The 25,465-nt window shown below is 69.1% G+C and carries 21 protein-coding genes; 10 read left to right on the forward strand and 11 right to left on the reverse strand.

Going from position 1 to position 25,465, the window contains the following annotated elements; genetic code table 11:
• The 7 genes from MJ876_RS19760 to MJ876_RS19790 form a co-directional block, all read right to left on the reverse strand.
• Nucleotides 1-933, reverse strand: a 933-nt coding sequence (locus MJ876_RS19760) for an iron ABC transporter permease (protein WP_240239016.1), incomplete at its 3' end; no start/stop codon positions are given.
• A 13-nt stretch (nt 934-946) separates the two neighbouring features.
• A complete protein-coding gene (locus MJ876_RS19765; protein WP_240239018.1) occupies nt 947-1,969 on the reverse strand; it encodes an extracellular solute-binding protein in 1,023 nt (340 codons plus the stop codon).
• Between the two features lie 715 nt (nt 1,970-2,684).
• Nucleotides 2,685-3,428 (reverse strand): hypothetical protein, encoded by a 744-nt coding sequence (locus tag MJ876_RS19770; protein WP_240239020.1) that lies wholly within the window; start codon nt 3,426-3,428, stop codon nt 2,685-2,687.
• A gap of 67 nt (nt 3,429-3,495) precedes the next feature.
• Nucleotides 3,496-4,821, reverse strand: a complete 1,326-nt coding sequence (locus MJ876_RS19775) for an enolase C-terminal domain-like protein (RefSeq protein WP_240239021.1) — start codon at nt 4,819-4,821, stop codon at nt 3,496-3,498.
• Complete coding sequence (locus MJ876_RS19780) at nt 4,818-6,329, reverse strand: aldehyde dehydrogenase (NADP(+)) (RefSeq protein ID WP_240239022.1); 1,512 nt, start codon at nt 6,327-6,329, stop codon at nt 4,818-4,820. The genes MJ876_RS19775 and MJ876_RS19780 overlap by 4 nt, the downstream gene beginning before the upstream one ends.
• Nucleotides 6,326-7,252 carry a 5-dehydro-4-deoxyglucarate dehydratase gene (gene kdgD, locus MJ876_RS19785; RefSeq protein WP_240239023.1) on the reverse strand — a complete coding sequence of 309 codons (927 nt, stop codon included), beginning with the start codon at nt 7,250-7,252 and terminating at the stop codon, nt 6,326-6,328. Before kdgD ends, MJ876_RS19780 begins: the two co-directional genes overlap by 4 nt.
• Nucleotides 7,253-7,725: 473 nt before the next feature.
• The gene (locus MJ876_RS19790; RefSeq protein WP_240239024.1) at nt 7,726-8,658 is read right to left on the reverse strand and encodes a LysR family transcriptional regulator; all 933 of its coding nucleotides are present in this window, start codon (nt 8,656-8,658) and stop codon (nt 7,726-7,728) included.
• Nucleotides 8,659-8,785: 127 nt separating this feature from the next.
• Here MJ876_RS19790 and MJ876_RS19795 point away from each other — a divergent pair, with 127 nt between their 5' ends.
• The 5 genes from MJ876_RS19795 to MJ876_RS19815 all read left to right on the forward strand — a co-directional run bounded on the left by MJ876_RS19795 (nt 8,786) and on the right by MJ876_RS19815 (nt 13,624).
• Entirely contained in the window at nt 8,786-9,790 is a 1,005-nt protein-coding gene (locus MJ876_RS19795; protein WP_240239025.1) for a tripartite tricarboxylate transporter substrate binding protein, read from the forward strand.
• Between the two features lie 68 nt (nt 9,791-9,858).
• Nucleotides 9,859-10,413 carry a tripartite tricarboxylate transporter TctB family protein gene (locus tag MJ876_RS19800; RefSeq protein ID WP_240239026.1) on the forward strand — a complete coding sequence of 185 codons (555 nt, stop codon included), beginning with the start codon at nt 9,859-9,861 and terminating at the stop codon, nt 10,411-10,413.
• 15 nt (nt 10,414-10,428) lie between these two features.
• Nucleotides 10,429-11,958 carry a tripartite tricarboxylate transporter permease gene (locus tag MJ876_RS19805; protein WP_240239027.1) on the forward strand — a complete coding sequence of 510 codons (1,530 nt, stop codon included), beginning with the start codon at nt 10,429-10,431 and terminating at the stop codon, nt 11,956-11,958.
• A complete protein-coding gene (locus MJ876_RS19810; protein ID WP_240239028.1) occupies nt 11,955-12,347 on the forward strand; it encodes a universal stress protein in 393 nt (130 codons plus the stop codon). Before MJ876_RS19805 ends, MJ876_RS19810 begins: the two co-directional genes overlap by 4 nt.
• A 32-nt stretch (nt 12,348-12,379) precedes the next feature.
• Nucleotides 12,380-13,624: an enolase C-terminal domain-like protein gene (locus MJ876_RS19815; protein WP_240239031.1), complete on the forward strand. Its 1,245-nt coding sequence runs from the start codon at nt 12,380-12,382 to the stop codon at nt 13,622-13,624.
• A 125-nt stretch (nt 13,625-13,749) separates the two neighbouring features.
• Here MJ876_RS19815 and MJ876_RS19820 read toward each other — a convergent pair whose 3' ends face one another.
• Nucleotides 13,750-16,038: an AAA family ATPase gene (locus MJ876_RS19820; protein WP_240239033.1), complete on the reverse strand. Its 2,289-nt coding sequence runs from the start codon at nt 16,036-16,038 to the stop codon at nt 13,750-13,752.
• A 662-nt stretch (nt 16,039-16,700) separates the two neighbouring features.
• Between MJ876_RS19820 and MJ876_RS22405 the strand changes: the two genes are divergently transcribed.
• From MJ876_RS22405 to MJ876_RS19835, 3 genes are all read left to right on the forward strand, one after another.
• Entirely contained in the window at nt 16,701-18,635 is a 1,935-nt protein-coding gene (locus MJ876_RS22405; protein WP_240239035.1) for a DUF4209 domain-containing protein, read from the forward strand.
• 539 nt (nt 18,636-19,174) lie between these two features.
• Nucleotides 19,175-19,990 carry a TIR domain-containing protein gene (locus tag MJ876_RS19830; protein WP_240239037.1) on the forward strand — a complete coding sequence of 272 codons (816 nt, stop codon included), beginning with the start codon at nt 19,175-19,177 and terminating at the stop codon, nt 19,988-19,990.
• 2 nt (nt 19,991-19,992) lie between these two features.
• Entirely contained in the window at nt 19,993-20,535 is a 543-nt protein-coding gene (locus MJ876_RS19835; RefSeq protein ID WP_240239039.1) for a hypothetical protein, read from the forward strand.
• Nucleotides 20,536-20,733: 198 nt separating this feature from the next.
• Here MJ876_RS19835 and MJ876_RS19840 read toward each other — a convergent pair whose 3' ends face one another.
• A complete protein-coding gene (locus MJ876_RS19840) occupies nt 20,734-21,420 on the reverse strand; it encodes a FadR/GntR family transcriptional regulator (protein ID WP_240239041.1) in 687 nt (228 codons plus the stop codon).
• On the reverse strand, nt 21,417-22,538 hold the full coding sequence (locus MJ876_RS19845) for a mandelate racemase/muconate lactonizing enzyme family protein (RefSeq protein WP_240239043.1): 1,122 nt from the start codon (nt 22,536-22,538) through the stop codon (nt 21,417-21,419). The genes MJ876_RS19840 and MJ876_RS19845 overlap by 4 nt, the downstream gene beginning before the upstream one ends.
• Before the next feature lie 64 nt (nt 22,539-22,602).
• Between MJ876_RS19845 and MJ876_RS19850 the strand changes: the two genes are divergently transcribed.
• Nucleotides 22,603-23,517 (forward strand): AEC family transporter, encoded by a 915-nt coding sequence (locus MJ876_RS19850; protein WP_240239045.1) that lies wholly within the window; start codon nt 22,603-22,605, stop codon nt 23,515-23,517.
• An 87-nt stretch (nt 23,518-23,604) separates the two neighbouring features.
• On the opposite strand, the gene MJ876_RS19855 is transcribed toward MJ876_RS19850, so the two are convergent.
• Nucleotides 23,605-24,078, reverse strand: coding sequence for a DUF898 family protein (locus tag MJ876_RS19855; protein ID WP_240239047.1), 474 nt, complete (start codon nt 24,076-24,078; stop codon nt 23,605-23,607).
• A gap of 468 nt (nt 24,079-24,546) precedes the next feature.
• Between MJ876_RS19855 and MJ876_RS19860 the strand changes: the two genes are divergently transcribed.
• Nucleotides 24,547-25,446, forward strand: a complete 900-nt coding sequence (locus MJ876_RS19860) for a bestrophin family protein (protein ID WP_240239049.1) — start codon at nt 24,547-24,549, stop codon at nt 25,444-25,446.
• Nucleotides 25,447-25,465: the final 19 nt, after the last annotated feature.

The following is a 25,465-nucleotide window of genomic DNA, read 5'->3' on the forward strand; positions in this document are numbered from 1 at the left end:
GGTCGCCGCGGCGGCGCGGCGCCCGGTGAGCCGGCGGCGCTCCAGGCCGCGGCCGGCGCCCCCGCGCTGCGCGAAGCGGGCCCGGCCCCGCAGCGTCCGCTCCAGCCCCAGCACCGCGACGGCGAGCAGCAGCACCAGCACGGCCACCGACACCGCGGAGGCGACGTCGAAGCTGCCCTTCCACGTCAGGTAGACGCCGACGGAGACGGTGCGGACGTTGAAGTACTGCACTGTCGCGAAGTCGGTGAGCGTCTCCATCATCACCAGGGCGAGGCCGCCGACCAACGACGGCCGGGCGAGCGGCAGCAGCACGCTGCGGAAGGCGCGGCGTCGCGAGGCGCCGAGGGTGCGGGCGGCGTCCCAGGCGGCGGGCGCGAGCTCGAGGAAGGCGGCGCGGACGACGAGGTAGACGTACGGGTAGAGCGTGAGGACCAGCACGACCACGGCCCCGGCGAGCGAGCGCACCGGCAGCGCAGGCAGGTCGTCGCCGAGCAGGCCGCGCAGCCCGGTCTGCACCGGGCCGGGGTAGTCGAAGGTCGAGAGGAAGACGAAGCCGAGCACGTAGCCCGGCATCGCCAGCGGCAGCACGAGCAGCACCTCGAGCACCCGCCGGCCGGGGAAGTCGTACGCCGTGACCAGCCAGGCCAGGCCGGTGCCGAGGACGGCGCACCCCACGCCCACCCCGACGAGCAGGGCGACGGTGGTCAGCACCATCGCGCCGACGCCGCCGGGCAGGGCGAGGTCGTCGCCGAGGGTGAGAGCCCAGACGGTCACCGCCACGACCGGGCAGCAGACCAGCGCGCCGAGGACGACGACGAGCAGCGACCAGGCCGGTCGGCCCGACCCGGCGGCCCGCCGGCGACGTGCGCGCGACGGGGTGGGCCCGGTGAGCTCGGGCAGCGGCTTGGGGACCCGACCGAGGAGGTCGGTCACGACCCCGTCCGGGTCACCGGTAGCCCGCCTCGTCGAGCAGCTCGACGGCCTCGGCGTTGCGGGCGCCGTACGCCGCCGCGTCGACCTGCATCCGGTCGAACTCGCCGAAGGAGGCGATGAGGTCCTCGGGCTCGACGTCCGGGTTGACGGGGTACTCGTGGTTGTCGTCGACGAAGTCGCTCTGGCCCTCGGTGGCGAGCCACTCCATCAGCTGCTGCGCCTCGGGGGCGGCGTCCGAGCCCTCGACCACGCCGGCGCCGGAGATGTTGACGTGGGTGCCGTCGCCCTCCTGGCTGGCCCAGTACGGCGCCACCGGCAGGTCGGGGTCCTCGGCGAGCAGGCGCGCCAGGTAGTAGTGGTTGGTGATGCCGACCTCGCAGCCGCCCGCGGCGATGGTCTCGAGCAGCTCGACGTCGTTGCTCACGATCTCGACGTCGTTGTCGACCCAGCCCTGCACGGTCTCGAGCGCCTTCTCGCGACCCTGGGTGTCGATGAGGCTCGCGACCAGCGACTGCACGTACGACGACGTCTCGTCGCGCATGCACAGCCGGCCCTCCCACTGCGGGTCGCCGAGGCCGGCGTAGCTGTCGACGGGGTCGAAGTCGGCGGGGTCGACGGTCCGCGGGTCGTACATCAGGGTCCGCGCCCGCATCGCCAGACCGGCCCAGCGGCCCTCGGGGTCGCGGAGGTCGCGGGGCACGGCGGTCTCGATCGCGCGCGACTCCACCGGCGCCAGGACCCCCTCCTCGGCGGCCTTCCACAGCATCCCGGCGTCGACGGTCATGAACAGGTCGGCCGGGGTGTCCTCGCCCTCCGACCGGAGGCGCTCCAGCAGCTCGGCGTCCTCGCCGTACAGGAACTCGACGGTGATGCCGGTGTCGTCCGTGAAGTCGGCGAACGCCTCCTCCAGGTCGTAGTGGCGAGCGGAGTAGACCTGCAGGTCGGCGTCCTCGCCGCCCGAGCCGAAGATCCCGCACCCGGCGGTCGTCAGCACCAGCGGCGCACAGGCGATCAGGCTCACGAAGCGGCGGCGCATGAGGGTCCTCGTTCGGGTGGGGGAGACGTCCGTCCAGAGGATATGGCAAGGCTTACCTATCTCCGAGGGCAGTCGCCGCGGAGGAGCTTGCGACGCGCCACCACCGACCCCCGCGATGGCGGAGCGCACGTGGTCGCTCGAAGAGGCCATCCGCGCCGAGGCCGTGGTCGCACACCGCTGACGGCGAGACAGGCGGAGTCGTCTGGCCGCGCCGGGGCCGAGTGCCTCGAGGCATCAGCGCCGGAAGTGGGCCCTCACCTCGTCGGCCTGGTCGGAGGTCAGGTGCCTCCGGTCGTGCGCCAATACGCGTAGACGGCGTTGCGCTCGGACACGGGGTTGCCTGCGAAGTCCGACCCCACCTCGCCGGACGAGTCGCTGACGACCAGTGCCGCGAGGGACGGCTCTCCCCGTCGTCGGCAGTCCTCGGACAGGAGGTCGAGGAGTCGGCCGAGTCCGCGCGGCAGGTAGGAAAGGTGGAGGTCCGAGACGAGCCGCCCATAGGTGAGCGTCTCGCCTGCCCGCGCCACATCGACGAGGTGGTCCCGGACGGGCGGCAGTGACGCGAAGCACGAGGGGTCACCGTGATGGTTCGGCCCTTCATCGGAACCTTCTCCCCCTGCCGCAACATCATGGCTCGCCATCCTGCCGCGGGTCCGCGACCCACGCCACGCTCACGGCGTCAGGCGCCAGCACGAGCTGGTCGGGCCGGTCGTGATCAGGACGTCGTGCTCTCCAGCTTGTCGACCGCCTGGCCCGCGAGGTCCTCGAGCTCGGCTGCGTCCGACCCCGCGACTCCGCCGAGCAGGAACGCCAGCACGTTGTGGCCGATGACGACGTAGGCGACGTTCACCTGGATCGTGAACTCCGACGACGCGAACTCCATCCTCACGGCCAGCGTCTGGTCCCCGAGGTTGGCGAACGAGACCGGCGAGACCGTCACGTCGCTGACCTCTCCGGCAGCATCGGTGGTGGTGAACTCGGGGCACTCGGTGAAGGCGTCCGAGATGTTCTGCACGGCGTCCTCGTCGACCTCCTCGTCGTAGGTCGAGAGCGTGACGTTGAGAAAGGTCCCGAACGGCCCGCCCTTGCTGAAGTCGGCCTCGCCGTCCACTGCAGGGTCCCCGGTGCCCTCGTCGAGGGCGTCGAGCACCTCCTGGCACCGCGCAGGATCGATGGTGTCCTCGCTCTCGTCGTCCTCTTCCGACGCCTCCTTCGTCCATCCGCTGGGGAGGTCCTCGATGGTGAGGAGCGCGGCCTGGATCTGTTCCTCGGTCAGCTGCTCGCCGGCGGGGTCAGCGGGCGCCTCGGCCTGCTCGCCGTCATCGGCTCTGCCCTGCTCGTTCTCGACCCCGTCGGACGACTCGACGGTGGAGGCGCGTTCCGGGCGGTCCTCCCCACACGCCCCGAGGGCGACGAGGAGCAGGACGGTGACGGTGACGCGGAATGCGGCGATGAGCACGATGAGGTTCCCCCATGTCGACGGCGAAGGGCCACCGTAGGAGTGCCCACCGACATCGACTGGTGGATCAGCGCACCAGCGCGGGTCGCTTCGGGTCGAAGGTCCAGCCCGGCACGAGGTACTGCATCGCCGCCGCGTCGTCCCGCGCGCCGAGGCCGTGCTCGAGGTACAGCTCGTGGGCGGCCGCGAGGCGGTCCGGGTCGAGCTCGACGCCGAGGCCGGGTCGGTCCGGGACGGCGACCTGCCCGTCGCGGATGACGAGCGGGTCGCGGGTGAGGCCCTGGCCGTCCTGCCAGATCCAGTGCGTGTCGAGCGCGGTGATCTCGCCGGGGGCGGCGGCGCCGACCTGGGTGAACATCGCGAGCGAGACGTCGAAGTGGTTGTTCGAGTGCGAGCCCCAGGTCAGGCCGAACTCGTGGCAGAGCTGGGCGACGCGCACCGAGCCGGCCATGGTCCAGAAGTGCGGGTCGGCGAGGGGGATGTCGACCGAGTGCTCCCGCACCGCGTGGGCCATCTGGCGCCAGTCGGTGGCGACCATGTTGGTCGCGGTCCGCAGGCCGGTGGCCCGGCGGAACTCCGCCATCACCTCCCGGCCGGAGTAGCCGCCCTCGGCGCCGCAGGGGTCCTCGGCGTACGCCAGCACGTCGCCGAGCGGGGCGCAGAGCCGGACGGCGTCCGCGAGCAGCCAGCCGCCGTTCGGGTCGAGCGTGATGCGGGCGTCGGGGAAGCGGTGAGCGAGCGCGGTGACCGCGGCGACCTCGTCCTCGCCGGGGTGCACGCCGCCCTTGAGCTTGAAGTCGCTGAAGCCGTACCGCTCCTGCGCCGCCTCGGCCAGCGCCACGACGGCCTCGGGGGTCATGGCGGCCTCGCGGCGCAGCCGGCCCCAGGCGTCGGTCTCGTCGTCCTTGCGCAGGTACGGCAGGTCGGTCGCATCGGGGTCCCCGACGTAGAACAGATAGCCGAGCATCGGCACGTCGGTGCGCTGCTGGCCCTCGCCGAGCAGCTCGGCGACGGGGACGCCGTCCGCCTGGCCGGCCAGGTCGAGCAGCGCCGACTCGATCGCGGTGACCGCGTGGACCGTCGTCCGCAGGTCGAAGGTCTGCGCGCCGCGGCCGCTGGCGTCGCGGTCGGCGTACCGGGTCGCGACCTCCCGCAGCAGCGACCGGAACCGGGCGACCGGCTGGCCGACGAGGACCTCGCCGGCCTCCTCGATGGTGCTGCGGATGGCCTCGCCGCCCGGCACCTCCCCGAGGCCGGTGCGGCCCTCGGAGTCGGTGACGATCGCGATGTTGCGGGTGAAGAACGGCCCGTGGGCGCCCGACAGGTTGAGCAGCATCGAGTCGTGCCCGGCGACCGGGACGACCTCGACACGGGCGACGGTGGGACTGCTCATCGGGGCAGCTCCAGCGTCCCGTCGACCCGGCGCACGAGGCCCCACGGGTTGTCGTCGCGTACGGCGTCCGGCAGCAGCTCGGCGGGCACGTCCTGGTAGCAGACGGGACGCTGGAACCGCTCGATCGCGCGGGACCCGACGGAGGTCGTCCGCGAGTCCGACGTCGCCGGGAAGGGCCCGCCGTGCACCATCGCGTGCCCGACCTCGACCCCGGTGGGCCACCCGTTGAACAGGATCCGCCCCACACGGTCCTCCAGCACGGGCAGCAGGGTGCGCGCGGCCTCGGTGTCGCCCGGGTCGCCCGTCTCGGCCGAGGCGTCGTAGTGCACGGTCGCCGTGAGCTGGCCCTCCATCGCCGCGAGGCGCGGGGCCAGGTCGGCCGCCGAGGAGTAGCGGACGACGACGCCGAACGCGCCGAAGACCTCCTCGAACGCGTCGTCCGGGGCGTCGCCGGACACGACCGCCAGCGCCGGGGCAGGGGCCTCCTCGCCAGCCGCGGAGCCGCTCGCGACGACCTTCACGCCGTCCAGGGCGCCGACGCCCTCGACGCCGGAGCCGTACGCCGACGCGATGCCCGGGGTCAGCATCCGCTGGCCGGTCGCCTCGCCGACGGCACGCCCGGCGGCCGCGAGGAACGCGTCGCCCGCCTCGCCGGTCGGGAGGAACAGCAGGCCGGGGTTGGTGCAGAACTGTCCGGCGCCCAGCGTCAGCGAGCCGACGTACGCCGCGGCGAGCTTCTCCACCGTTTCTGCCGAATCGGCGAGTGCGCCGGGCAGGACGACGACCGGGTTGACCGAGGACATCTCGGCGTACACGGGGACGGGCTCGGGGCGCTTCGCGGCGACAGCGGCGAGGGCGAGGCCGCCGCCGCGGGAGCCGGTGAAGCCGACGGCCTTGATGCGCTCGTCGGCGACGAGCGCCTCACCGACCTCGTAGCCGGTGCCGGTCTCGCGGGAGTCGAGCAGGGTGAAGACGCCGGCGGGCAGGCCCGCGGCCTGGACGGCGCGGGAGGCCGCGGTCGCGACGAGCGCGGCGGTCTCGGGGTGGGCCGGGTGGCCCTTCACGACGACCGGGCAACCGGCGGCCAGCGCCGAGGCGGTGTCGCCGCCGGCGGTGGAGAAGGCGAGCGGGAAGTTGCTGGCCCCGAACACCGCGACCGGTCCGAGCGGCACCATCCGCTGGCGCAGGTCGGCGCGGGGGAGCGGGGTGCGGTCCGGCAGGGCGGGGTCGAGGCGGACGCCGAGGTGGTCCCCGGCGCGGACGACGCCCGCGAAGAGCCGCAGCTGGCCCGTCGTCCGACCGACCTCGCCGGTGATCCGCCCCTCGGGCAGGTGACTCTCGGCCACGGCGGCGGCGATGATCGCGTCCTTGTCGGCCTCGATCTCCGACGCGATGGCCTCGAGCAGCGACGCGCGCTCGGTGGGGGTGGTGGCCCGGAGCGCGGCGAACGCGTCACGGGCCGCGGTGGTGGCCGCCTCGACGAGGTGGACGGTGTCGGTCTGGGTCACGCGGGAACGCCTCCGATGCGCTTCACGAGGTCGGTCAGGGTGGTCAGCTCGAGCTCGGTCAGGTCCGTCAGCGGCGGACGCACCGGCCCGGCCGGGCGGCCGATGACCTGCAGGCCCGCCTTGACGATCGACACGGCGTACCCGCGCTGGGCGTCCCGCAGCTGCGTGTAGGGGATCACGAACTCGTTCAGCATGGCGTAGACGGCCGTCTGGTCCTGGCGGCGAACGGCGTCGTAGAACGTGAGCGCGAACTCGGGGACGAAGTTGAAGATCGCCGACGAGTACGTCGTCACGCCGAGCTGCAGCAGCGGCAGCGCGAAGACCTCCGCGGTGGGCAGGCCCCCGACGTACACGAGGCGGTCGCCCATGCGGGCGTAGGTGCGGGTCATCTCCTCGATGGAGCCGACGCCGTCCTTGAACCCGATCAGCGTGGGGTTGCGGTCGCACGCCTTCTCGACCGCCTCGGCCTTCAGCACGGCGTTCGCGCGGCTGTAGAACACGACGCCCAGCGACGAGGCCTCGCAGACGGCGGAGATGTGCTCGACGAGCCCGTCCTGGCTGGCCTCGGTGAGGTACGGCGGCATGAGCAGGATGCCGTCCGCGCCGGCGGCCTCGGCGGCCTTCGCCTGGGCGACCGCGTTGGCGGTCGAGCCGGTGGCGGGCGCGATCACGGGGGTGGCGCCGTCGACGGCCTCGACCGCGGCGCGCACGACGCGGTCGGTCTCCTCGAGGGTCAGCGAGAACCCCTCGCCCGTGCCGCCCGCGGCGAACAGCCCGGCCACCCGGTAGCCGCTGAGCCACGCGAGGTGCTCGCGGTACGCCGCCTCGTCGAGCTCGCGCTCGGCCGTGAAGTGGGTGACGGGGAAGGACAGCAGCCCGCTGCCGAGGGCGGCGGGGAGCTCGGACGGACTGAGGTGAGCCACGGGGTTTCCTCTCGGGCCGTACGACGACCCTCGCCGCACCCCTGTGACGCTAGGCACCCGCTCGATACCCGTCCAACACTCATTACGCATGCAGTAGGTCCCGCAGAGCATGGAGTCTCGTCGGGTCTCGTGGCTCGTCGCTGGCGCTCCTCACACCTCGACCTCCGCCGCCGCCGGTGGTTGAGGTGCGACGAGCGCTAGCGAGGAGCCTCGAAACCCGGTGAGACGGGAGTCGGTCGGGCGCGGGGGTTTCGAGGCTCGGGCCTGGCGGCCCTCACGCCTCGACCTCCGATCCACCGCCGGTGGTTGAGGTGCGACGAGCGCTAGCGAGGAGCCTCGAAACCCGGTGAGACGGGAGTCGGTCGGGCGCGGGGGTTTCGAGGCTCGGGCCTGGCGGCCCTCACACCTCAACCCCCGCGCCGGTGGTTGAGGTGTGACGAGCGCCAGCGAGGAGCCTCGAAACCCGGTGAGGGTCAGGCGTACGAGTCGTCCACCCGCTGCGCGGACCGCTGCACGAGGTGCAGGACGTTGCGCAGCATCGGCGTCATGGTGCCGCGCGCCCAGATGGCGTGCAGCTCCACCGGGCGGGCGGGGTCGGAGTCGGAGTGGCCGTCGGTCATGGGGGCCAGCGGCATGAACCGCACGCCTTGCACCCCGAGCGCCGCGGCGGTGGCCGGCACGAACGCCACGCCCTCGCCCGCCGCGACCAGCAGCACCGCGGTGAGGATCTGCTGCACGTTCTGGGTGATCCGCGAGTGGCCGTTGACGAGGAACCGCACGGTCAGCTCGTGGAAGTACCGCGCCTGCGTCGGGTGGTAGCTGATGACCGGGAGGCCGTCGAAGTCCTCCGGCCCCAGCGGTCCGGTCGCCGACGCCAGCGGGTGGTCGGCCCGGACGGCGACCCGTAGCGGCTCGCGGACCACCACCCGCGACGACAGCGCCGAGGTGTCGAACGGCGGCCGCGCCAGGCCGAGGTCGACCTCGCCGCGGCGGATCCCGTCGACCTGCCCGCCGGTGACGCGCTCGTGGAGGATCACCTCGACGTCCGGCAGGTCCTGCCCGAGCAGGCCCAGCAGCGGGCCGAGGATCCCGATCGCGGAGACCGCGGTGAAGCCGAGGTGCAGCGTGCCCGCCGACCCGCCCTCCACGCGCCGGGCGTGGGCCACGGCCTGGTCGAGGGTGTTGACGAGGCGGTAGGAGTCCTCGAGGAACGCCGCGCCGGCCGCGGTGAGCGAGACCCGGCGGTTGTCCCGCTCGAGCAACTGTGCGCCGACCTGGCTCTCGAGCTTCTGGATCTGCCGCGACAGCGGCGGCTGGGTCATCCGCAGCCGCTCGGCGGCGCGTCCGAAGTGCAGCTCCTCGGCGACCGCGACGAAGCAGCGGACCTGGTCCAGGGTCACGGTCATGCCGTGACAGTATCAAGCAATAGCAGATAGGGCTTAGACAGGCATCGACGGTCGTACGTACGGTCCAGTGACGGCCACCACAGCACCCGATTCCGCAGTGGCCCCCACGGACACCCCAGGAGACACCATGACGAAGCTCGCAGCCCCGCTCCGGACGGCGGCGCTCCTCGCCGCGGGCGGCCTCGCGCTCAGCGCCTGCAGCGGCGTGCAGAACACCGCGGGCGGCAGCGGCGGCGGGGACACCTACCCCACCGGTTCCGTCGAGATGCTCGTCGGCGCCGACCCGGGCGGCTCGTCCGACCTGATCAGCCGCGCGGTCTCCGACGGGCTCGGCAACGAGCTCGACGGCAGCTTCCCGGTGATCAACCGTCCCGGCGCGAACGGCGCCCTGGCCGCCGGCGAGCTCGAGAACGCCGAGCCCGACGGCTCGACCATCGCCATCCAGAACGCCTCGCTGTTCGCGATCACCCCGCTCGCCGTCCCCGAGGACGAGGCCACCAGCATCGACGACTTCGACGTCGTCGGCGGCGTCTCCCGCGACGACTACGTGCTCGTCACCAACGCCGACTCCGAGTACCAGTCGCTGGAGGACCTCGAGGGCGCCGGCTCGCTGCGCTACGGCACCACCGGCGTCGGCACCGGCTCCCAGCTCGCCCAGGCGCTGCTGTTCGGCGACCTCGGCGTCGACGCGACCGACGTCCCCTTCGACGGCGGCTCGCCCACGCTGACCGCCGTCCTCGGCGGCCAGGTCGACGTCGCCGCCCTGCAGATCGGCGAGGCGATCGAGAACGTCGAGTCCGGCAACCTCACCCCGCTCATGGTCTTCGGCCCCGAGCGCGTCGAGTTCCTCCCCGACGTCCCCACCGCCACCGAGGAGGGACTCGAGGTCGAGGTCGCGCAGTACCGGTTCATGACCGTGCCGACCGGCACGCCGTCCGAGGTGACCGACCGCCTCACCGAGGGCATGGAGGCGACGTTCGCCACCGACGAGTACCAGGCCTTCAACGAGCAGAACAGCCTCACCCCGATGGAGATCAGCGGCGACGAGGTCGTCGCCCAGCTGGAGGAGGACCGGGAGCGGTACGCCGGTCTCATCGAGGAGTACGGCATCAACCTGGGCGACGCGTCCTGACGCTCGGGCCGGTGCACGAGCAGGGAGGGACCACGATGACCGTCGTACGAGCAGAGGGAGGAGCCGCCATGAGCGACCCGAAGCGTGCCGAGGCCCAGCAGACGGCCGAGACCCCGGCGCCTGACCTCCTCGACGAGATCCAGGCCGAGGTCGCCAAGGACCTCGAGGACGAGAAGGACCCCGGCGGGACGGCGTACCAGGTCGTCGGCGCCCTCGTCGGCCTGGCGCTCGGCGTCGGCGGCATCGTGCTCTCGCTCGGCTACGGCCTCGGAACGCTCCGTGAGCCCGGCGCCGGGATGTGGCCGCTGATCGTCAGCGTCCTCATCACCGTCCTGTCCGCCGCGCTGCTCGTGGTCGGCCGCACGCTCGACGACTCCGAGCGCTTCCGCAGGGCGAGCCTGCTGCCGGCCGTCGGCGCGGCGACGTTCGTCGCGCTGGCGTTCCTCATGCCGGTGATTGGCTTCGAGATCCCCGCCCTGCTGCTGTGCGTGGTGTGGCTGCGGTTCCTCGGCGGCGAGACCTGGCGCAGCACGATCGTGGTCTCGGTCGTCACCGTCGCCGCGTTCTACGCCCTGTTCCTCTACGGGCTGCGCGTGCCGCTGCCCCACCTCTTCGCCTTCTAGGCCCGGGAGCTCCACATGGACGTCAACGCCTTCGTCGAGGGGTTCGGGGTGGTCCTCCAACCCTCGAACCTGCTGTTCTGCCTCATCGGCGTGCTGATCGGCATGTTCATCGGGGTCCTGCCCGGCCTCGGCCCGGCGGCGACGATCGCGATCCTGCTGCCGGTCACGTACACGATCGAGGACCCGGTCACGGTCGTGATCATGCTCGCCGGCATCTACTACGGCGCGCAGTACGGCGGCACGATCACCTCGGTCCTCCTGCGGCTGCCGGGGGAGGCCTCCAGCGTCGTCACCGTCTTCGACGGGTTCGCGCTGGCCAAGAAGGGCAAGGCAGGGACGGCGCTCGGCATCGCCGCCATCGGTTCCTTCACCGGCGCCACCGTCTCGATCATCCTGATGTCGCTGATCGCCCCGCTCATCGCGGGGTGGGCGCTGGGCTTCGGTCCGCCGGAGTACGCCGCTCTCGCGCTGCTCGGCGTCCTGCTCGTCGCCACCGTCGGCAACGGCAACGCCCTCAAGGCCCTCATCACCGCCGCCGTCGGCCTGCTGCTCGCCACGCTCGGCCGGGACTCCTTCACCGGCACCGAGCGCTTCACCTTCGACAGCCTGCAGCTCGCGGACGGCCTGAACTTCGTCGTCATCGCGATGGGCCTGTTCGGCGTCGCGGAGATCCTGCATAACCTCGAGCAGCGCGCCGGCAAGGCGCAGCCGCCGGCCGTCGTCGGCAACGTCTGGCCGAACAAGGCCGAGCTCAAGCAGTCCTCCGGTGCCATCGGACGCGGCTCGGTCATCGGCTTCGTGCTCGGCGTGCTGCCGGGTGGCGGCGCAGTCCTCGCCTCGCTCGTGGCGTACGCCGCAGAGAAGCGCCGCGCGAAGGACCCGTCCCGGTTCGGCCGCGGCGCCATCGAGGGCGTCGCCGCCCCGGAGACTGCGAACAACGCGGCCGCGACGTCGTCCTTCATCCCGCTGCTGACGCTCGGCATCCCGGCGAACGCCTCGATCGCGATGCTGTACGCCGCGCTGCTGATCGCCGGTGTCCGGGTCGGCCCGTCGCTGGTCGAGGACAACCCGGACATCTTCTGGGGCGTGATCAACTCGATGTACATCGGCAACCTGTTCCTCCTGCTGCTGAGCATCCCGCTGGTGGGGATCTTCGTCCGGTTGCTGCGGGTGCGCCCGGCGATCCTCGCCCCGCTGACCGCGCTGATCACCGTGCTCGGCGTCTACACGCTGAACAACTCGGTCTTCGACATCTTCGTGATGATGTTCTTCGGCGTCGTCGGCTACCTGATGAAGAAGACCGGCTTCGAGCCCGGCCCGCTGGTGCTGGCGTTCGTGCTCGGCGCGCTCGTCGAGGACAACTTCCGCCGCTCCATGCTGATCTTCGGCGGCGACCCGCTCGGGTTCTTCACCCGGCCGATCTCTGCGACGCTGCTGGTGGTCTTCGTGATCGTGGCGGTGCTGCCGCTGGTCAAGCTGGTCCTGGACCGTCGTACCGCCGCCCTGGCGCACGACAACTCCAAGCGAGAGGACGTCACGCTGTGACCATCCTGATCGGATACGTCCCCACCCCCGAGGGCGAGGCCGCCCTGGACGCCGGCCTGCGCGAGGCCGGCCTGCGCGGCGAGGACGCCGTCATCCTCAACAGCCCCCGCCGCGGCGTTCCCGTCGACGGCTCGCTGCTCGACTCCGCCGCGAGCTCCACGCTGATCCAGCGCGCGAAGGACGCCGGCGTCACCGCAACCGTCGACCAGGCCGAGCACGGCTCGCACCTCGTCGACACCTTCGTGAGCCTCGCCGAGAAGCACTCCGTCACCCTCGCCGTCATCGGCCTGCGCCGTCGTACGCCGGTCGGCAAGCTCGTCATGGGCAGCAACGCCCAGCGCCTGCTCCTCGAGCTGCCCGTCCCGGTGCTGGCGGTGAAGCCGAGCTGATGTCCGCCCTCTCGACCACCCGTGTGTCACGGGTGGTGATCACCCCTGTCGCCTTCGCGGACCCGCCCCTGCTCAACGTCGTCGGCGTCCACCAGCCGTGGGCGCTCCGGGCGATCGTCGAGGTCCACACCGACGACGGCCTGCTCGGCCTGGGGGAGACGTACGGCGACGACGCCCAGCTCGCCCGCCTGCGGGCGGTGGCCGACGAGCTCGGCGGCCACTCGGCGTACGACCTCATCGGCCTGCGCCGCCTCGTCACCACCGTCCTCGCGAAGGAGACCGGCGGCCAGGCGGGGGCGTCGTTCGGCGGGATGCTGGACGTCGACTCCGCCGTCGACGTCGTCTACTCGCCGTTCGAGGTGGCGCTGCTCGACATCCAGGGACGCCGCGCCGGCGTCCCCGTCGCCGATCTGCTCGGCGGCCGCGCCCGCGACGACGTGCCGTTCTCCGGCTACCTCTTCTACAAGTGGGCCGGCCACCCAGGCGCCGAGCCGGACGCCTGGGGCGAGGCCCTCGACCCCGACGGCATCGTCGCCCAGGCCCACAGGATGGTCGACGGGTGGGGCTTCGGCTCGCTGAAGCTGAAGGGCGGCGTCTTCGAGCCCGAGGCCGAGTGCGAGGCCATCGAGGCGCTCGCCGCCGCCTTCCCCGGCATGCCGCTGCGCCTGGACCCGAACGGCGCCTGGACGCCGCCGACGTCCATCAGGGTCGCGGAGCGGCTGGCGGACACCCTGGAGTACCTCGAGGACCCCACCCCCGGCATTCCCGGCATGGCCGAGGTGGCGGCGTCCTCACCGCTGCCGCTGGCGACGAACATGTGCGTCATCGCCCTGGACCACCTGCCCCCGGCGGTCGCCCAGGATGCGGTGCAGGTCGTGCTGAGCGACCACCACCTGTGGGGCGGGCTGAAGCGCTCGGCGCTGCTGGCCGGGATCTGCCAGGTGTGGGGGATGGGGCTCTCGATGCACTCCAACTCCCACCTCGGTGTCAGCCTCGCCGCGATGGTGCAGCTCGCCGCGTCGTGCGAGAACCTCACCTACGCCTGCGACACCCACTACCCGTGGAAGACCCAGGACCTCATCGTCCCTGGCGCCCTGACGTTCTCCGGCGGCTCCGTCGCCGTGCCGCGTACGCCGGGCCTCGGCGTCGAGCTCGACCGCGACATGCTCGGGGTGCTGCACGAGCAGTGGCAGGTCTGCGGGTTCCGCGAGCGCGCGGATACGGCGTACATGCGGAGTGTTGAGCCGGGGTTCGAGGTAAACACCACAAGGTGGTGACGGCGGCTCCCTCAGCTCAAGCGGACCAATCTGTGCTGCATTATCGTATCCCGGGCAACGTGGGGTGACTTGGCCCGGCGTCGATGGCGATGCAGGCGACAGGAATCCTGGCGTCTCAGGACGCGCTATGTAAGCGCCGCAGGATCAACTCCGGTGGCCATACACATCCGCTCGAAGTGTTCGCTGTCCACAGCTTGCAGAAACTCCATACAGCGTCGGATCTGACCGTGAACCGCGCGCGCGTCAAGAACGTCGACCGTCTCGCTTCCTTCGCCGTGGGAGTAGCGGTTACAAAAGTCATAAACGTCGCGATATGGCTCCCCGTCCTGCTCCTTGACCATGGCCTCTAGCGCTCGCGAGAAATCGCCTAGGTGCGGGGCCTTGTAACTGGCGAACACCTCGAGAATTCGTCGAGTTGCGTTTGGGAGCAGGAACAGGCGTTCGTGGTCTTCAGAGTCCGCCACGCCGGCCATCACCATTGCGAAGAGGTACGAGTACTCGGAAGTATTATTGAGCAGCAGGCGCGGCAGTTTGCCTACCTTTGACCGACGGCCGCCGTCCGATGAGGCTGCGTACATCTCCAAGAAAGATACCTTCGGAAAGCGAATCTCATCGGCGTTTCCTTGAGTCATGCGTTTCATCGACTTTCCCCATGCGCTGTTCTGTGATTTTACAAACAACCGGAGCAAACTGAAGTCATGCGTTAGTACGATGTACTGCCCAAAAATCTTCAGGGTGTCGATGAGCCACTGGTGGGTGGCGAACAGCGCCTCGCGATCAAGCGAGCTCGAAGGGTCGTCGATTACAACGATCCGCTGCGATGGGTCACCGCCGGGCACCTGTTCGTCCTCGAGCTTTCTCAAGAAGTACAGCAGGGACAAGGTGGTTCGCTCGCCCTCGCTGAGGTCGGTACCAGGCGTGTCACCACGCCGGCAGGCGTATGACTTGCCGTCCGCAGTGACTGCCACGGTGAGATGGTCCTTACCGTAGACGCGAGCGAGATCACGAGTAAGCGTGTCGGCCATATCCTTAGTCGTGAACTGGGCCTCTCGAACCTTTTCCAATCGAGTCTCTGCGAGCGCGGCCGCTTTTTTGCGGGTCGCGGTCATTTCGGCAAGGTCTGCGGCCTGCTTCTCGAGGGCTTGGAAAGCTACGCTCTCTGAACCAATGAGATGGGCGAGAACGGCCTCCTTCCGCTGGGTCGTCACCTCCTCGTGGCGACGCGCCTGATCGTTGTGTTCGTCGACGGCTTGAGTGAGCACCGTCGTGGACGGCGCGTCCGAGAGAACTTGCCAATCCGGTGCCGCGGGCGTCGCACTTGGGTCCGCCGCCTTGGCATCAAGTACGCTCATAACGGCTTCAAGGGCATAGATGCGCGAATTGACGTCGTCTGTGGCGAGCGTCAGGGCGTCGGCATACGGCCCCTGGAGGTCGCCCGCAAGACTCGTGACAGTCGGCAAGGATGCGTGCCAGCCGCTGATCGCCTGCTTCTCGCGCGTCATCACGACAAGGAGCTCCTTCGCCTTGCTACGGATGTTGAGCCAGCTCTCATCGAAGTGCCGTGCCAGCTGCGCCCGGCGTTTCTCAGAGACCAGTCCATCGCAGAACAAGCAGTGGTCGACACCTTCGTGTAGGGCTAGCCCGCGCTCAACCCATGTTTGCTGGATCGGATTGCCGTCGAGCGCCGCGATGGCGACCCGCGTCGGCGTCTCCGCGAGCAGATCCGCAAGGTCAGCGAGCTTGCTGGCAGCGCCCGCGGGAGGCGGAACTACGTCGGCGACCGGCGCCGGTGCGCCCTCGCCCAACCGCTTCAAGGCCTCTGAGTGGACCTCGCTGTCCGGGATTTCGCCTCTGAAGGAACGGAGATCCTCTTGCACCTTCGGGACGCTGTAGCGATTCCTCGTGAAGTGGTTGTAGTCGAACGCCCTAAGCTGGGCGACGATTCTGTCCTGAACGCCTTTCGCTAACGCATTGACCTTGCTAGCGGCGGCGACACGCTGCTTCTCAGCCCCGTCTGCCTGCTCACGCAGGGTCGCGATCTCTTCGACCAGCCGCTCCTCCTCTTCCTTTGCATCAATGGCCTCACGTCCCAACGTCACGATTGCCGAGGCGCTGGCGCCGTCGAGGAACGCGGAGAGGTTTCCCTCGACCCACTTTCGTGTGAATACCGCCATCGCAGGCGACGGACTTGTCCCGCCTGTAGCGACGTTGGTGCGCTGCTTATCGTCGCCCTCCCACACCACGCTGGTCGCGGCAGAGTCCTCCGCGAGGCTCAACAGCAGTTCAGACAAGGTCGATTTGCCGCTTCCATTGTGGCCGTAGACGACCGTCTTACAACCGGCCGGGAGGTCCTCTGGCCAGAACCCGCTATCCAGTGACCGCCAGGGGTCCTTGATGTCCAGTCGGCGCAACATGGCTAGAACCTAGTCGCTGTCGCTGTCGCTGTCGCTGTCGCTGTCGCTGTGCGGCGTTACGCAAACTCTCGGGTCTCCTGCTCACACCCTGGACTTTGACGCCCCTGCGACAGTTGCGTTGATCCGGCCTAAAGACGAACAGGGGCTCGGCGGACTCGTTTCGACAGCCGGGATCGTCGTCCCGCAGCGCCGAATTGGCCCACGATCGAAGGCATCGTTGACGCCGCAGACGTCTCCTCCCGTCGGCGCTTCGCCTCGAGAAGACCCCATCACATGGACGACGCCGCATTCGGCGTGGCCCTGGCGGGTATCGCAACCCGCAGAGAACCTTGATGAGACGATCAGCATCGTCACCGAGATTGCAGAGGCTGGCGGGCCGCCATTGGGTAGTTCTACGGCCGCCGCGCCCCAACACGCACCTCGACCGGACCATCACGCACTGGCCGGCGCTGACATACGCCGGGGGCGTGCGGCCGCGAAACTCGTACAACAACCTCGTCTCGACACGTAAAGATGGTTCTATGACGAGTCCACCGCACGACCCGTCCCCGCCGATCCCCGCACCTGCGACCGGCCACGACTCAGACGCACGGGCCGAAGCTGACCTCGCGACGCCCGCCGCGGACCTCACCGACACGAGCCCGGCACGCGACCCGGAGTGCGTGGACGGTGACGAGCCCGTCCCTCCGGACCCCTACGTCTTCGAACCGGACGACCTCGATCCCGCAACCGCGGTCCTCGATGTCGTCTTCGCCGACCTGGTCGATGGTTGGGGATGCTGGAGCCTGGTCGAGCAAGCCGTGGCCGAACTCGACCCGGCTCCACCCACACCGCTTATCAACGCGCTCCGCGATACCTGCGTACACGGGCTCACCGTCTCCACGCTGGGTCAACTTCCCGACTGCACATTCGGCAGCGACAGCCAGTTCTCCTGGGCCGGCGTGGTCCCCATCGCGGACAGCGACCCGGAACTTATCGCGCTCTGGCGAGCCGTGCGTCCCGTCCTGACCGCACCCGCCGCACGAGCTCGCATCAACGACCTGCTGTTCACCGTCCGCGACGGGAAGGTCGGCACCCACGCGCGCGACGCCATCAACGCCTACCTCGAAGCCATCGACGGACGGGTTGATGACCTCTCCACCACGGCATGCCTGATGCGAGCCCGGTCCCTCGCACGCCTCACTCGCAACACCACAGCCGAAGAAGCGGTGCTCGCCGAACTGCACCGTCGAACCAGCGAACTACTCGCGGGCGACGGCATGTCTCATCCCGGAGTCCTCTACCCCCTCATCTCAGCCCTATGCGAGCCAACCCAGGCCTCAGTCCCGGCAGACGCCCCCACACCAAGCCAGTACCTAGACCAGATGGCAGCTGTCGAGGTCCGCGGTCACCTGGCGGCAGAACTCGCCACCCTGCGGCGGCGGCAGGCCGCCGCCGAGCACGGCAACGGAACACCTGAGCTCGCCGCACGGATACGGGAGATCGACCTCGATCAGGTCGAGGCGCACCACCGGAACTCTGCACGAGCCACACATCCAGCCTCACGCATGCATCACCTCAAGGAGGCGATCCAACTCGCGGACAGCCGCGGACTCACCGCCCGCGCGGCCGAGTTGACCGCAGAGATGCAAACCATCAGTCCCGATGATCTCGCCATGGAAGTCATCCGCACCGAAAGCGCCCTTCCAGCCTGGGTTCCAGAAAGCTACCTAGCACGATTTACACGCTCACCCGACTGGCGCGCCGCGCTCGGCTACTTCTTCACCTCCGAGGTCCCCAGTGGCGACGTCACGGATTTGCGCTCCTCCGCGCGACCGCTCTGGAGCATGTTGTCGAGGCTATTCCCGACCGCTCTCCACGGAGCCGACGGGCTACCGGTCGTCACACTCAACTCCGACGAAGCCAAGGCAAAGCACGATCTGGCCCAAGTGACCCAGATGCGGGCCGAGTTTCATGGCCGGAACCTCGCGATCGCACTAGTACGCATGCAGACCAGATACGGCCGACCGAGCACCGACGATATCACCGGTCTCCTGCTCGATCTCGGGGCAGCAGACACACGTCTGGCGCGGAGCCTCGCCCGCGGATTACACCACTTCTGGAATGAAGACTACGAAGCATCGGTCCACGTCGTACTTCCCAAGATCGAAGCAGCCGCACGTGGCTTGCTCCGCAGCCTGGACGAGGGCATCTACCGCGTCCAAGCTGGCAAGGACCCGGGAGGTTATGTGGGGCTGTACAGCCTTCTGGAGAACCTCGAGCGGCTCGCCCTGGACGAGTCATGGGCATGGTTCTTGAGGTGGCTCTTGCTGGGACCCATCGGCGTCAACCTTCGCAACGAGGTCGCCCACGGGTTCGTTTGCGACATCAGCCCGACGTACGCGGCACTCGTCCTACGCGCAGCTGCAGTACTCATCGTCGCCGCACCCCAAGCCACCGACGTCGGCCGCAGCGTCGCAGTGAGGCCCACCACTCCGACGAGCGCCGCGGCCATCCGCGCCCTCGACCACGTGTTCACCCAAGCCCTCGACATCGCCATCACCGTCGAGCGGCACACACGCCGGGCGCTCGCGTCCGTATGTCGCGCGCTCGATTAGACCTAGACATCGCCGGTGCGGGCCCAACCGCCACCAATGACCGCCCGCAGGGGCCCGCTGAAACTACCGCGTCAGCCGCCGCCGCGGGTTTCCCAGGTGGTCCCGCATAGCCCCGCTCGCGGTCTCAGCGTCCCCGGTCGGGGTGGGTCGCGGTCGACTCGGTCAAGGTTGTGGTGAGTCAACGCCAACTTATTGAGGCGAAGTGAAGGGTGCGGCGATGGTGGCGGGGACCTGTTAGCACAGGTCGGTCATCGATTCCGTTCAACTCCCACCTCGGCGTCATCCTCTCGGCCATAGTGCAGATCGCCGCATCGCGTCAGACCTGGTCTGCGTCAAAGAACGGCAGCGGAGACCGGACTAGAGGCGGTCTTTGTCGGACATCGCTCTCGCGTGTGGGAGCACTAAGCGACAGAGTGCAGCCCTTCACCGAGTCTCTTGAGAATCCTCGGCGACGAAGCATGGTCCGCCCCCAATCTGCCTTCCTGCGTTTTTGCGGCCATGCCCAGGTCTCATGGGGTCGCATGGGTTAGGTTTGGCGCATGTCCGCGCTGGCGACCGCTCCAACGATATTCCTGAGTTACGCACTCGCTGACCGCGAGACGGCCTTGAAGATTACTGAAGGGCTCATTGAGAGGGGGCTGAACGTCTGGCGTGATCAGCAAGGAATCAACCCGGGCGATTCTATCGCCGAAACTGTAGCTGATGCAATCTCGTCACGCGACGTGCTGGTGATCCTTGTCTCGCGCGCTTCCATGCATTCGCGCATGGTGGCCGCGGAACTTTCGAACGCGCTCGATCGCCGCGATATTGAGATTGTTCCAGTTCTGCTGGAGGCTGCCGAGGTGCCGGTCGGACTGGCGGGAAGGCAAGCGGTCTACTTCGCAGGCAGCACCGTCGATGTCGATCGGATTTTCAATCGAGTCATGGACGGTTGGGAAAGTTTCAACCTAAATTCTATGGCTCCGAATCAATTTGAGAGTCTAGTTGAAGAGTTTCTACAGTCGTGTGGCTATGTCCTAGAGCGCACGGACGGTTCGGCGGACAGTGGAGTCGACCTGCATGGCTATTATCAGGATGAGTTGCAACTGCTGCTACCGGTGCCGGTATTCATTAAGATTGCATCCGGAAGGGCGCAGCGAGTGAGTCCGCGCGATATGGCAGCGTTCGCCGACTATTTGAAACCTCGTCAGGGCGTTGGCCTCTTTGTCACGACTTCTCAACTCACGTCTGTGACGCGAGGATTTTTGGAGCAACTCCGTGCGAGCGGCACGCAGCTGCAAGTTCTCGACGCGCCCAGATTGCGATCGCTAGCACGCGTGAAGGGCGTCACGACTGACCCGTCAAAGGATTGGTAATGATGGGCGTCAACTACAACGACTTGCGTAAACGCCTCGGGGAGTGTCCAGCGGGGAGCGATGGCTGGTCCAAGTTCGAGCAAGTCGGATTGGAGGTTCTAGAGGCGGTACTTGTGCCTCCTCTTGAGCCCGCGATGGTTCAGTCGAGAACATTGGAGGGGGTTGAGCGGCGTGACGCTGTCTTCCCCAACCGAGTTCGAGATTCGAGTTCGACTTGGGGCATCCTTCACGCGGACTACAAGGCGCGGCTGATTCCTGTTGAGTTCAAGAACTATGACAAGTCCGGTATCGGAAAAGACGAGGTGAACCAGGCCGGTATTTATCTTCGAAGCCCGTGGGGGAAGCTTGCGATGCTTTGTCGCAACAAAGAGCCTAAGAAGTCGGCTTACAGGCAACGCAACACGATATATAACCACAGTGGAAAGGTAATTCTGTTCGTCACGCTGGCAGACCTGCTGGAAATGCTAGACATTCTCGAGCGCGGCGAGAATCCGTCTGACTTCGTGCTCGATAAGGTGGAGGAATTTCTTCTGCAGCACGATTAGACGATTTGAGCTCTCCCGCGCGCTTGACTGGCTGGCCCGGATCGAGCACTTTCGCACCATTTCCTGACAGGAACGTGCTCCCTAGACAGGGGCCTATTCCCCAGGGCGTCGGCGCGAGACTGTGTCAACTCATTATTAGTACTTGCATGGCACGTCTGTGTAACTAGACATGGCGACGAAGTGCGCCGATCGGGTCAACTAGAGCGATAGTCGGCGCCGCGTGTTCCCAAGGTGCACCCGCATGGCCGCCCGCGCGGTATCGACGTCCTTTGCGCAGACGGCGTTCGCGACCTGTGCGTGCTCGCGCTGCACCCGGGCGACGTGTTGGGCCTCGGAGTGGGAGTGGGCGTCGCCGAGGCGTGTGCGGGGCAGCATGATCATCATCGGCCCGAGGGAGTCGAGCAGGTCGAGGTAGAAGCGGTTGCCGGTGGCGGCGGCGATGGCGCGGTGGAAGGCGAAGTCGGCCTCGACGGCGTCCTCGGGGGCGGCGGTCTCGAGCTGGGCGAGCGCCGTACGGACGGCCTCAGCTGACTGGGGGGTGATGGCGCGAGCGGCCAGGGCGGCGGCCTCGCACTCGACGCCGAGGCGGAAGTCGAGCATGGCCAGGACGTCGTGCTGGGAGCGGATGGCCGACGACTCGAGCGAGAACGTCGACGGTTCGGGGACGGCGAGCACGAACGAGCCGCGTCCCTGGTGGGTCTCGACCAAGCCCTCGGCGCGGAGCTGGCCGACGGCCTCGCGGACCACCGTCCGCGAGACGCCGTACGTCTCGATCAGCTCCGCCTCGCTCGGCAGGCGGGTGCCGGGGGCGAGGTCGCCGGCCAGCACCCGGTCCTTCAACCCGGACACGACGCGGGCGGCCAGGCCGCCGGGGGTCCTGGTCACGGGCGACCGATCGAGGCGGTCTCCTCGGTCAGGTCCCGCATCCGCTGAGTCAGGGTGAACCCCAGACCCGGACGGTCCGGCACCCACATCCGCCCATCACGGATCTCCGGCTGCTCCTCGAACAACGAGGCCAGCCACTCGAAGTGCTCCACCCACGGCTCGGTCGGGTACGCCGCCGCGAGGTGCAGGTGGATCTCCATCGCGTAGTGCGGCGCCAGCGCCAGACCGGCGTGGTTCGCGAGCGTCGCGAACTTCAGGAACGGCGTGATGCCGCCGATGCGGGGGGCGTCGGGCTGCACGATGCCGCGGTATCCCGCGTCGATCAGCGCCATGTGCTCACCCACCGAGGTCAGCATCTCGCCGGTGGCGATCGGGGTGTCGAAGGTGCGGGAGAGGTCGGCGTGGCCGACGGCGTCCCAGGCGTCGAGGGGCTCCTCGATCCACACCAGGTCGTGCTGCTCGAGCTCGCGGCACATGCGGCGGGCGCGGGCGCGGTCCCACTGCTGGTTGGCGTCGACCATGAGCGGGACGTCGTCGAGGTGCTCCTTGATCGCGGCGACCCGGTCGAGGTCGGCGCGCCAGTCGGGCTGGCCGACCTTGATCTTGATGGCGCCGATCCCGGCCTCGAGGGAGGCGGTGGCCTTCTCCTTCATCTCCTCGACGGAGGCCTGGAGGAAGCCGCCCGAGGTGTTGTAGACGCGGCACGAGTCGCGGTGCGCGCCGAGCAGCTTCGCCAGGGGGAGCCCGGCGCGGCGGGCCTTGAGGTCCCACAGCGCGACGTCGAGGGCGGCGACGGCCTGGGTCGCGACACCGGAGCGGCCGACGGAGGCGCCTGCCCACATCAGTGACTCGTAGATCTTCGCGATGTCGGAGGGGTCCTGCCCGATCGCGACCTCGGCGACCTCACGCAGGTGCGCGAACTGCGCTGGCCCGCCGGCGCGCTTGGAGTAGCTGAACCCCATGCCCTGGTGACCGTCCTCGGTCAGCACCTCGACGAACAGCATCACCGTCTCGGTCAGCGGCTTCTGCCGCCCGGTGAGGACCTTCGCGTCGCTGACGGGGTTGTCGATGGGCAGGACGACGTGCGAGAGGGTCAGATGACGGATGGCGTCGGCCACGGGGATCACTCCTACTTGTATGATGAGTGACGTAGTTATCGCATAAGTGCCGGGGAGGTGTCCAGTGGACCTGTTGACGGGCTTCGCCGCGGTCGTCGGCGTCGTGCTGGTCGGCGTCCTGCTCGGACACCTCAGGCTGGTCGACGACGCCGGGCGCCGGACCCTGAACGACGTCTCGTTCTTCGCAGCCAGCCCCGCGCTGATGCTGCTGGTCATCTCCGACGTCGAGATGGACGCCGACCTCGCGGCCAACGTCGCCACCGCCGTCGTGTCCCTGGGTGTCGCGATGGTCGCCTACCTGCTCGTCGCGCGGCTGGTGCTGCGCCGCGACGGGGGAGAGGCGCTGATCGGCGCGCTGACCGCGGGCTACGTCAACGCCGGCAACCTCGGCATCCCGGTCGCGGCGTTCGTCGTCGGCGACGTCGCGGTCGTCGTCCCGACGCTCCTGGTGCAGATGCTGTTCGTGCAGCCGCTGGCGCTGGCCTACCTCGACCGGCGCCGTGGGCGGGGTTCGGGCTTCTGGGCCGCCGTACGCCGCATCGTCACCAACCCGCTCACCGTCGGTGCCGCCATCGGGCTGCTGCTCGCGCTCACCGGGTGGCGGCTGCCCGCGCTGGTCGAGGAGCCGCTGTCGCTGCTCGCGGGCCTGGCGGTGCCCGCGATGCTGCTCGCGTACGGCGTCGCGATGCGGCTCGCGCCCCCGGTCGGCGGGTCCGGCCACAACGCCGAGGTCGCGGTCGCGTCGGCGCTCAAGCTGCTGGTGATGCCGCTGGTGGCGTGGCTGGTGGGGCTCGCGCTCGGCCTCGACGGCACGCTGCTGCTCGGCGTCGTCATCGTCGCGGCGCTGCCGACGGCGCAGAACATCTTCGTGCACGCCTCCCGCTACCGGATCGGCGAGGACATGGCCCGCGAGGCCATCTTCGTGACCACCGTCGCCGCGCTGCCGGTGTCGCTAGGGGTGGCGCTGCTGCTGGGCTGAGTCGTCGCCGGTTGAGGTGTGAGGCGCGCCAGCGCCGAGCCTCGAAACCCAGTGGGCTCGCCAGGCGCGAGGCCCGGGCGGCGCCGTCTACCGCTGAGGCTGGTCCGAGTGCTGGTAGCGAGGCTGCTGGGCAGGGCTCGCGACGTACCCGGGGGTGCCGCTACCCAGCGCGGCGTGATTCGCGCCGCTGGATGCAACCCCGGGCGAATTCGCGTGCGTCCCGGGGAGCGTGTTGGGCCGCCACGTGGGATCGAAGTCGGTGTGCTCCCACTTCCACCGGGCAATGCGCGGACCGACCCAGAAGAGGTAGATGCCGAGGGTGACGATGCTGAGCAGGAGCCACTTGATCCAGTTGCCGAACAAGCCCCAGGCGGAACCCAGGAAGACGAGGCGCTGACCGTCGATGTACGAGTGCTTCGCGCGCCAGCGCTCCTTCAGCACTAGAGCGAACGGATAGCAGATGCCGAACGTGCAGACCGTGATGAGCAACGCGAGGATGCCCGTTCCCAAGTAGGTTCCGGCTCCTCCGTCGAAGTGGAACCGCCCGGTGTTGCGCGCCATTGTTTCCCCCAGTGCATCTGTGAATGAGCCGTCGAGAATCGTGTGCCATCCAGACGCGCAAGACATCAGTGCACAGTTGTTTGTTACCAAGTTGTTCTCGCGGGGTGAGGCGATCCGGTCGGACGGCCCGCTGGCGCCTCTCGGATGAAGTTGCTCCGACGGCTGGCCGGCCCCCGGCAGCCGCCGCCCGCGCCCCATGACGGTTTCTGGTGAAGTCGGCGCTCAGCCAGTCGGAGTCGGGCCGAACGCGGTCGCGTGGCCCGGTCTCTGGGCTTGCTCGGCGGCGCGGTCCCTCCCGGTGGCCGAGAAGCTGCGGTATCAGTTCACGCGGCTGGCGTCTCGCGCGCTGCGGGCTTGCCGTGCGTGGCGAGGGCGCTGCCGGTGTCGCTGGGCTGAAGACATCCAACGGCAGTGGGCCGGCGCCGCACTGTGACGGACGCCCTACCAGCGCCCCGTCAGGATTTTGGGGTGATCGTTGCGAACCTGCCGACCGCGGTCCCCGCGTGGCGTCGCCTTCTCGGGCCGGTCCTGCTGATGCTCACCTGGGACGTCGTCGTGACGGTGGCCTACATGCGCGGGTGGCTCGGTTTCGAGTCCATCACCATCCAGTACACGCTGTACGGCACGGCCGTCGCGCTGTTCCTCGGGTTCATGGTGAACGCCGCCTACGCCCGCTGGTGGGAGGCCCGCACCCTGTGGGGGTCGATCACCAACCACTCCCGCAACCTGGCCCGCGAGGCCGTCACCCTCATCGACACCGACGCCCCGCAGGCACGTGCGGACCTCGTCGACGAGCTCGTCCGGGCCCAGGCCGCCTACGTCCACGTGCTGCGCACCAGCCTCCGCGGTCAGGACACGCCTCCCGAGCTCGGGCGCTACCTCACGGCGGACGCGGAGGAGCGGGCGCGGGCGGCGACGAACCGGCCCAACGCGGTCCTCAACCACATCGGCACCCTGGTCACCGAGGCGCGCAGGCGCGAGATGATCGAGCAGCTGCCTCGCGTGCAGATGGAGACCACGCTCGCGACACTGGCGGACGCCCAGGGCGGCCTCGAGCGGATCAAGAACACCCCGCTGCCCGTGCAGTACCGCTTCCTGCCCTCGTTCTTCGCGCGGACCTTCGCGATCGTCCTGCCCCTCGCGATCGTGCAGGACCTGCAGTGGCTGACACCGATCGGGTCTGGCCTGGTCGGGATGATGTACCTGCTCGCCGTCCAGGTCGGCAAGGACCTGGCCGACCCGTTCAGCGACGACGTGCACGACGTCCCCATGACCGCGATCTCCCGCACCATCGAGATCGACGTGCTCGAGACCATCGGGCACCTCCCGCCGGACAAGATCACCCCGCGCCGCGAGGTCCTCTGGTAACCGGTCCGCTCCCGGGAGG

This window comes from Nocardioides sp. CFH 31398 (genome assembly GCF_022436705.1).
Classification (GTDB): Bacteria; Actinomycetota; Actinomycetes; order Propionibacteriales; family Nocardioidaceae; genus Nocardioides.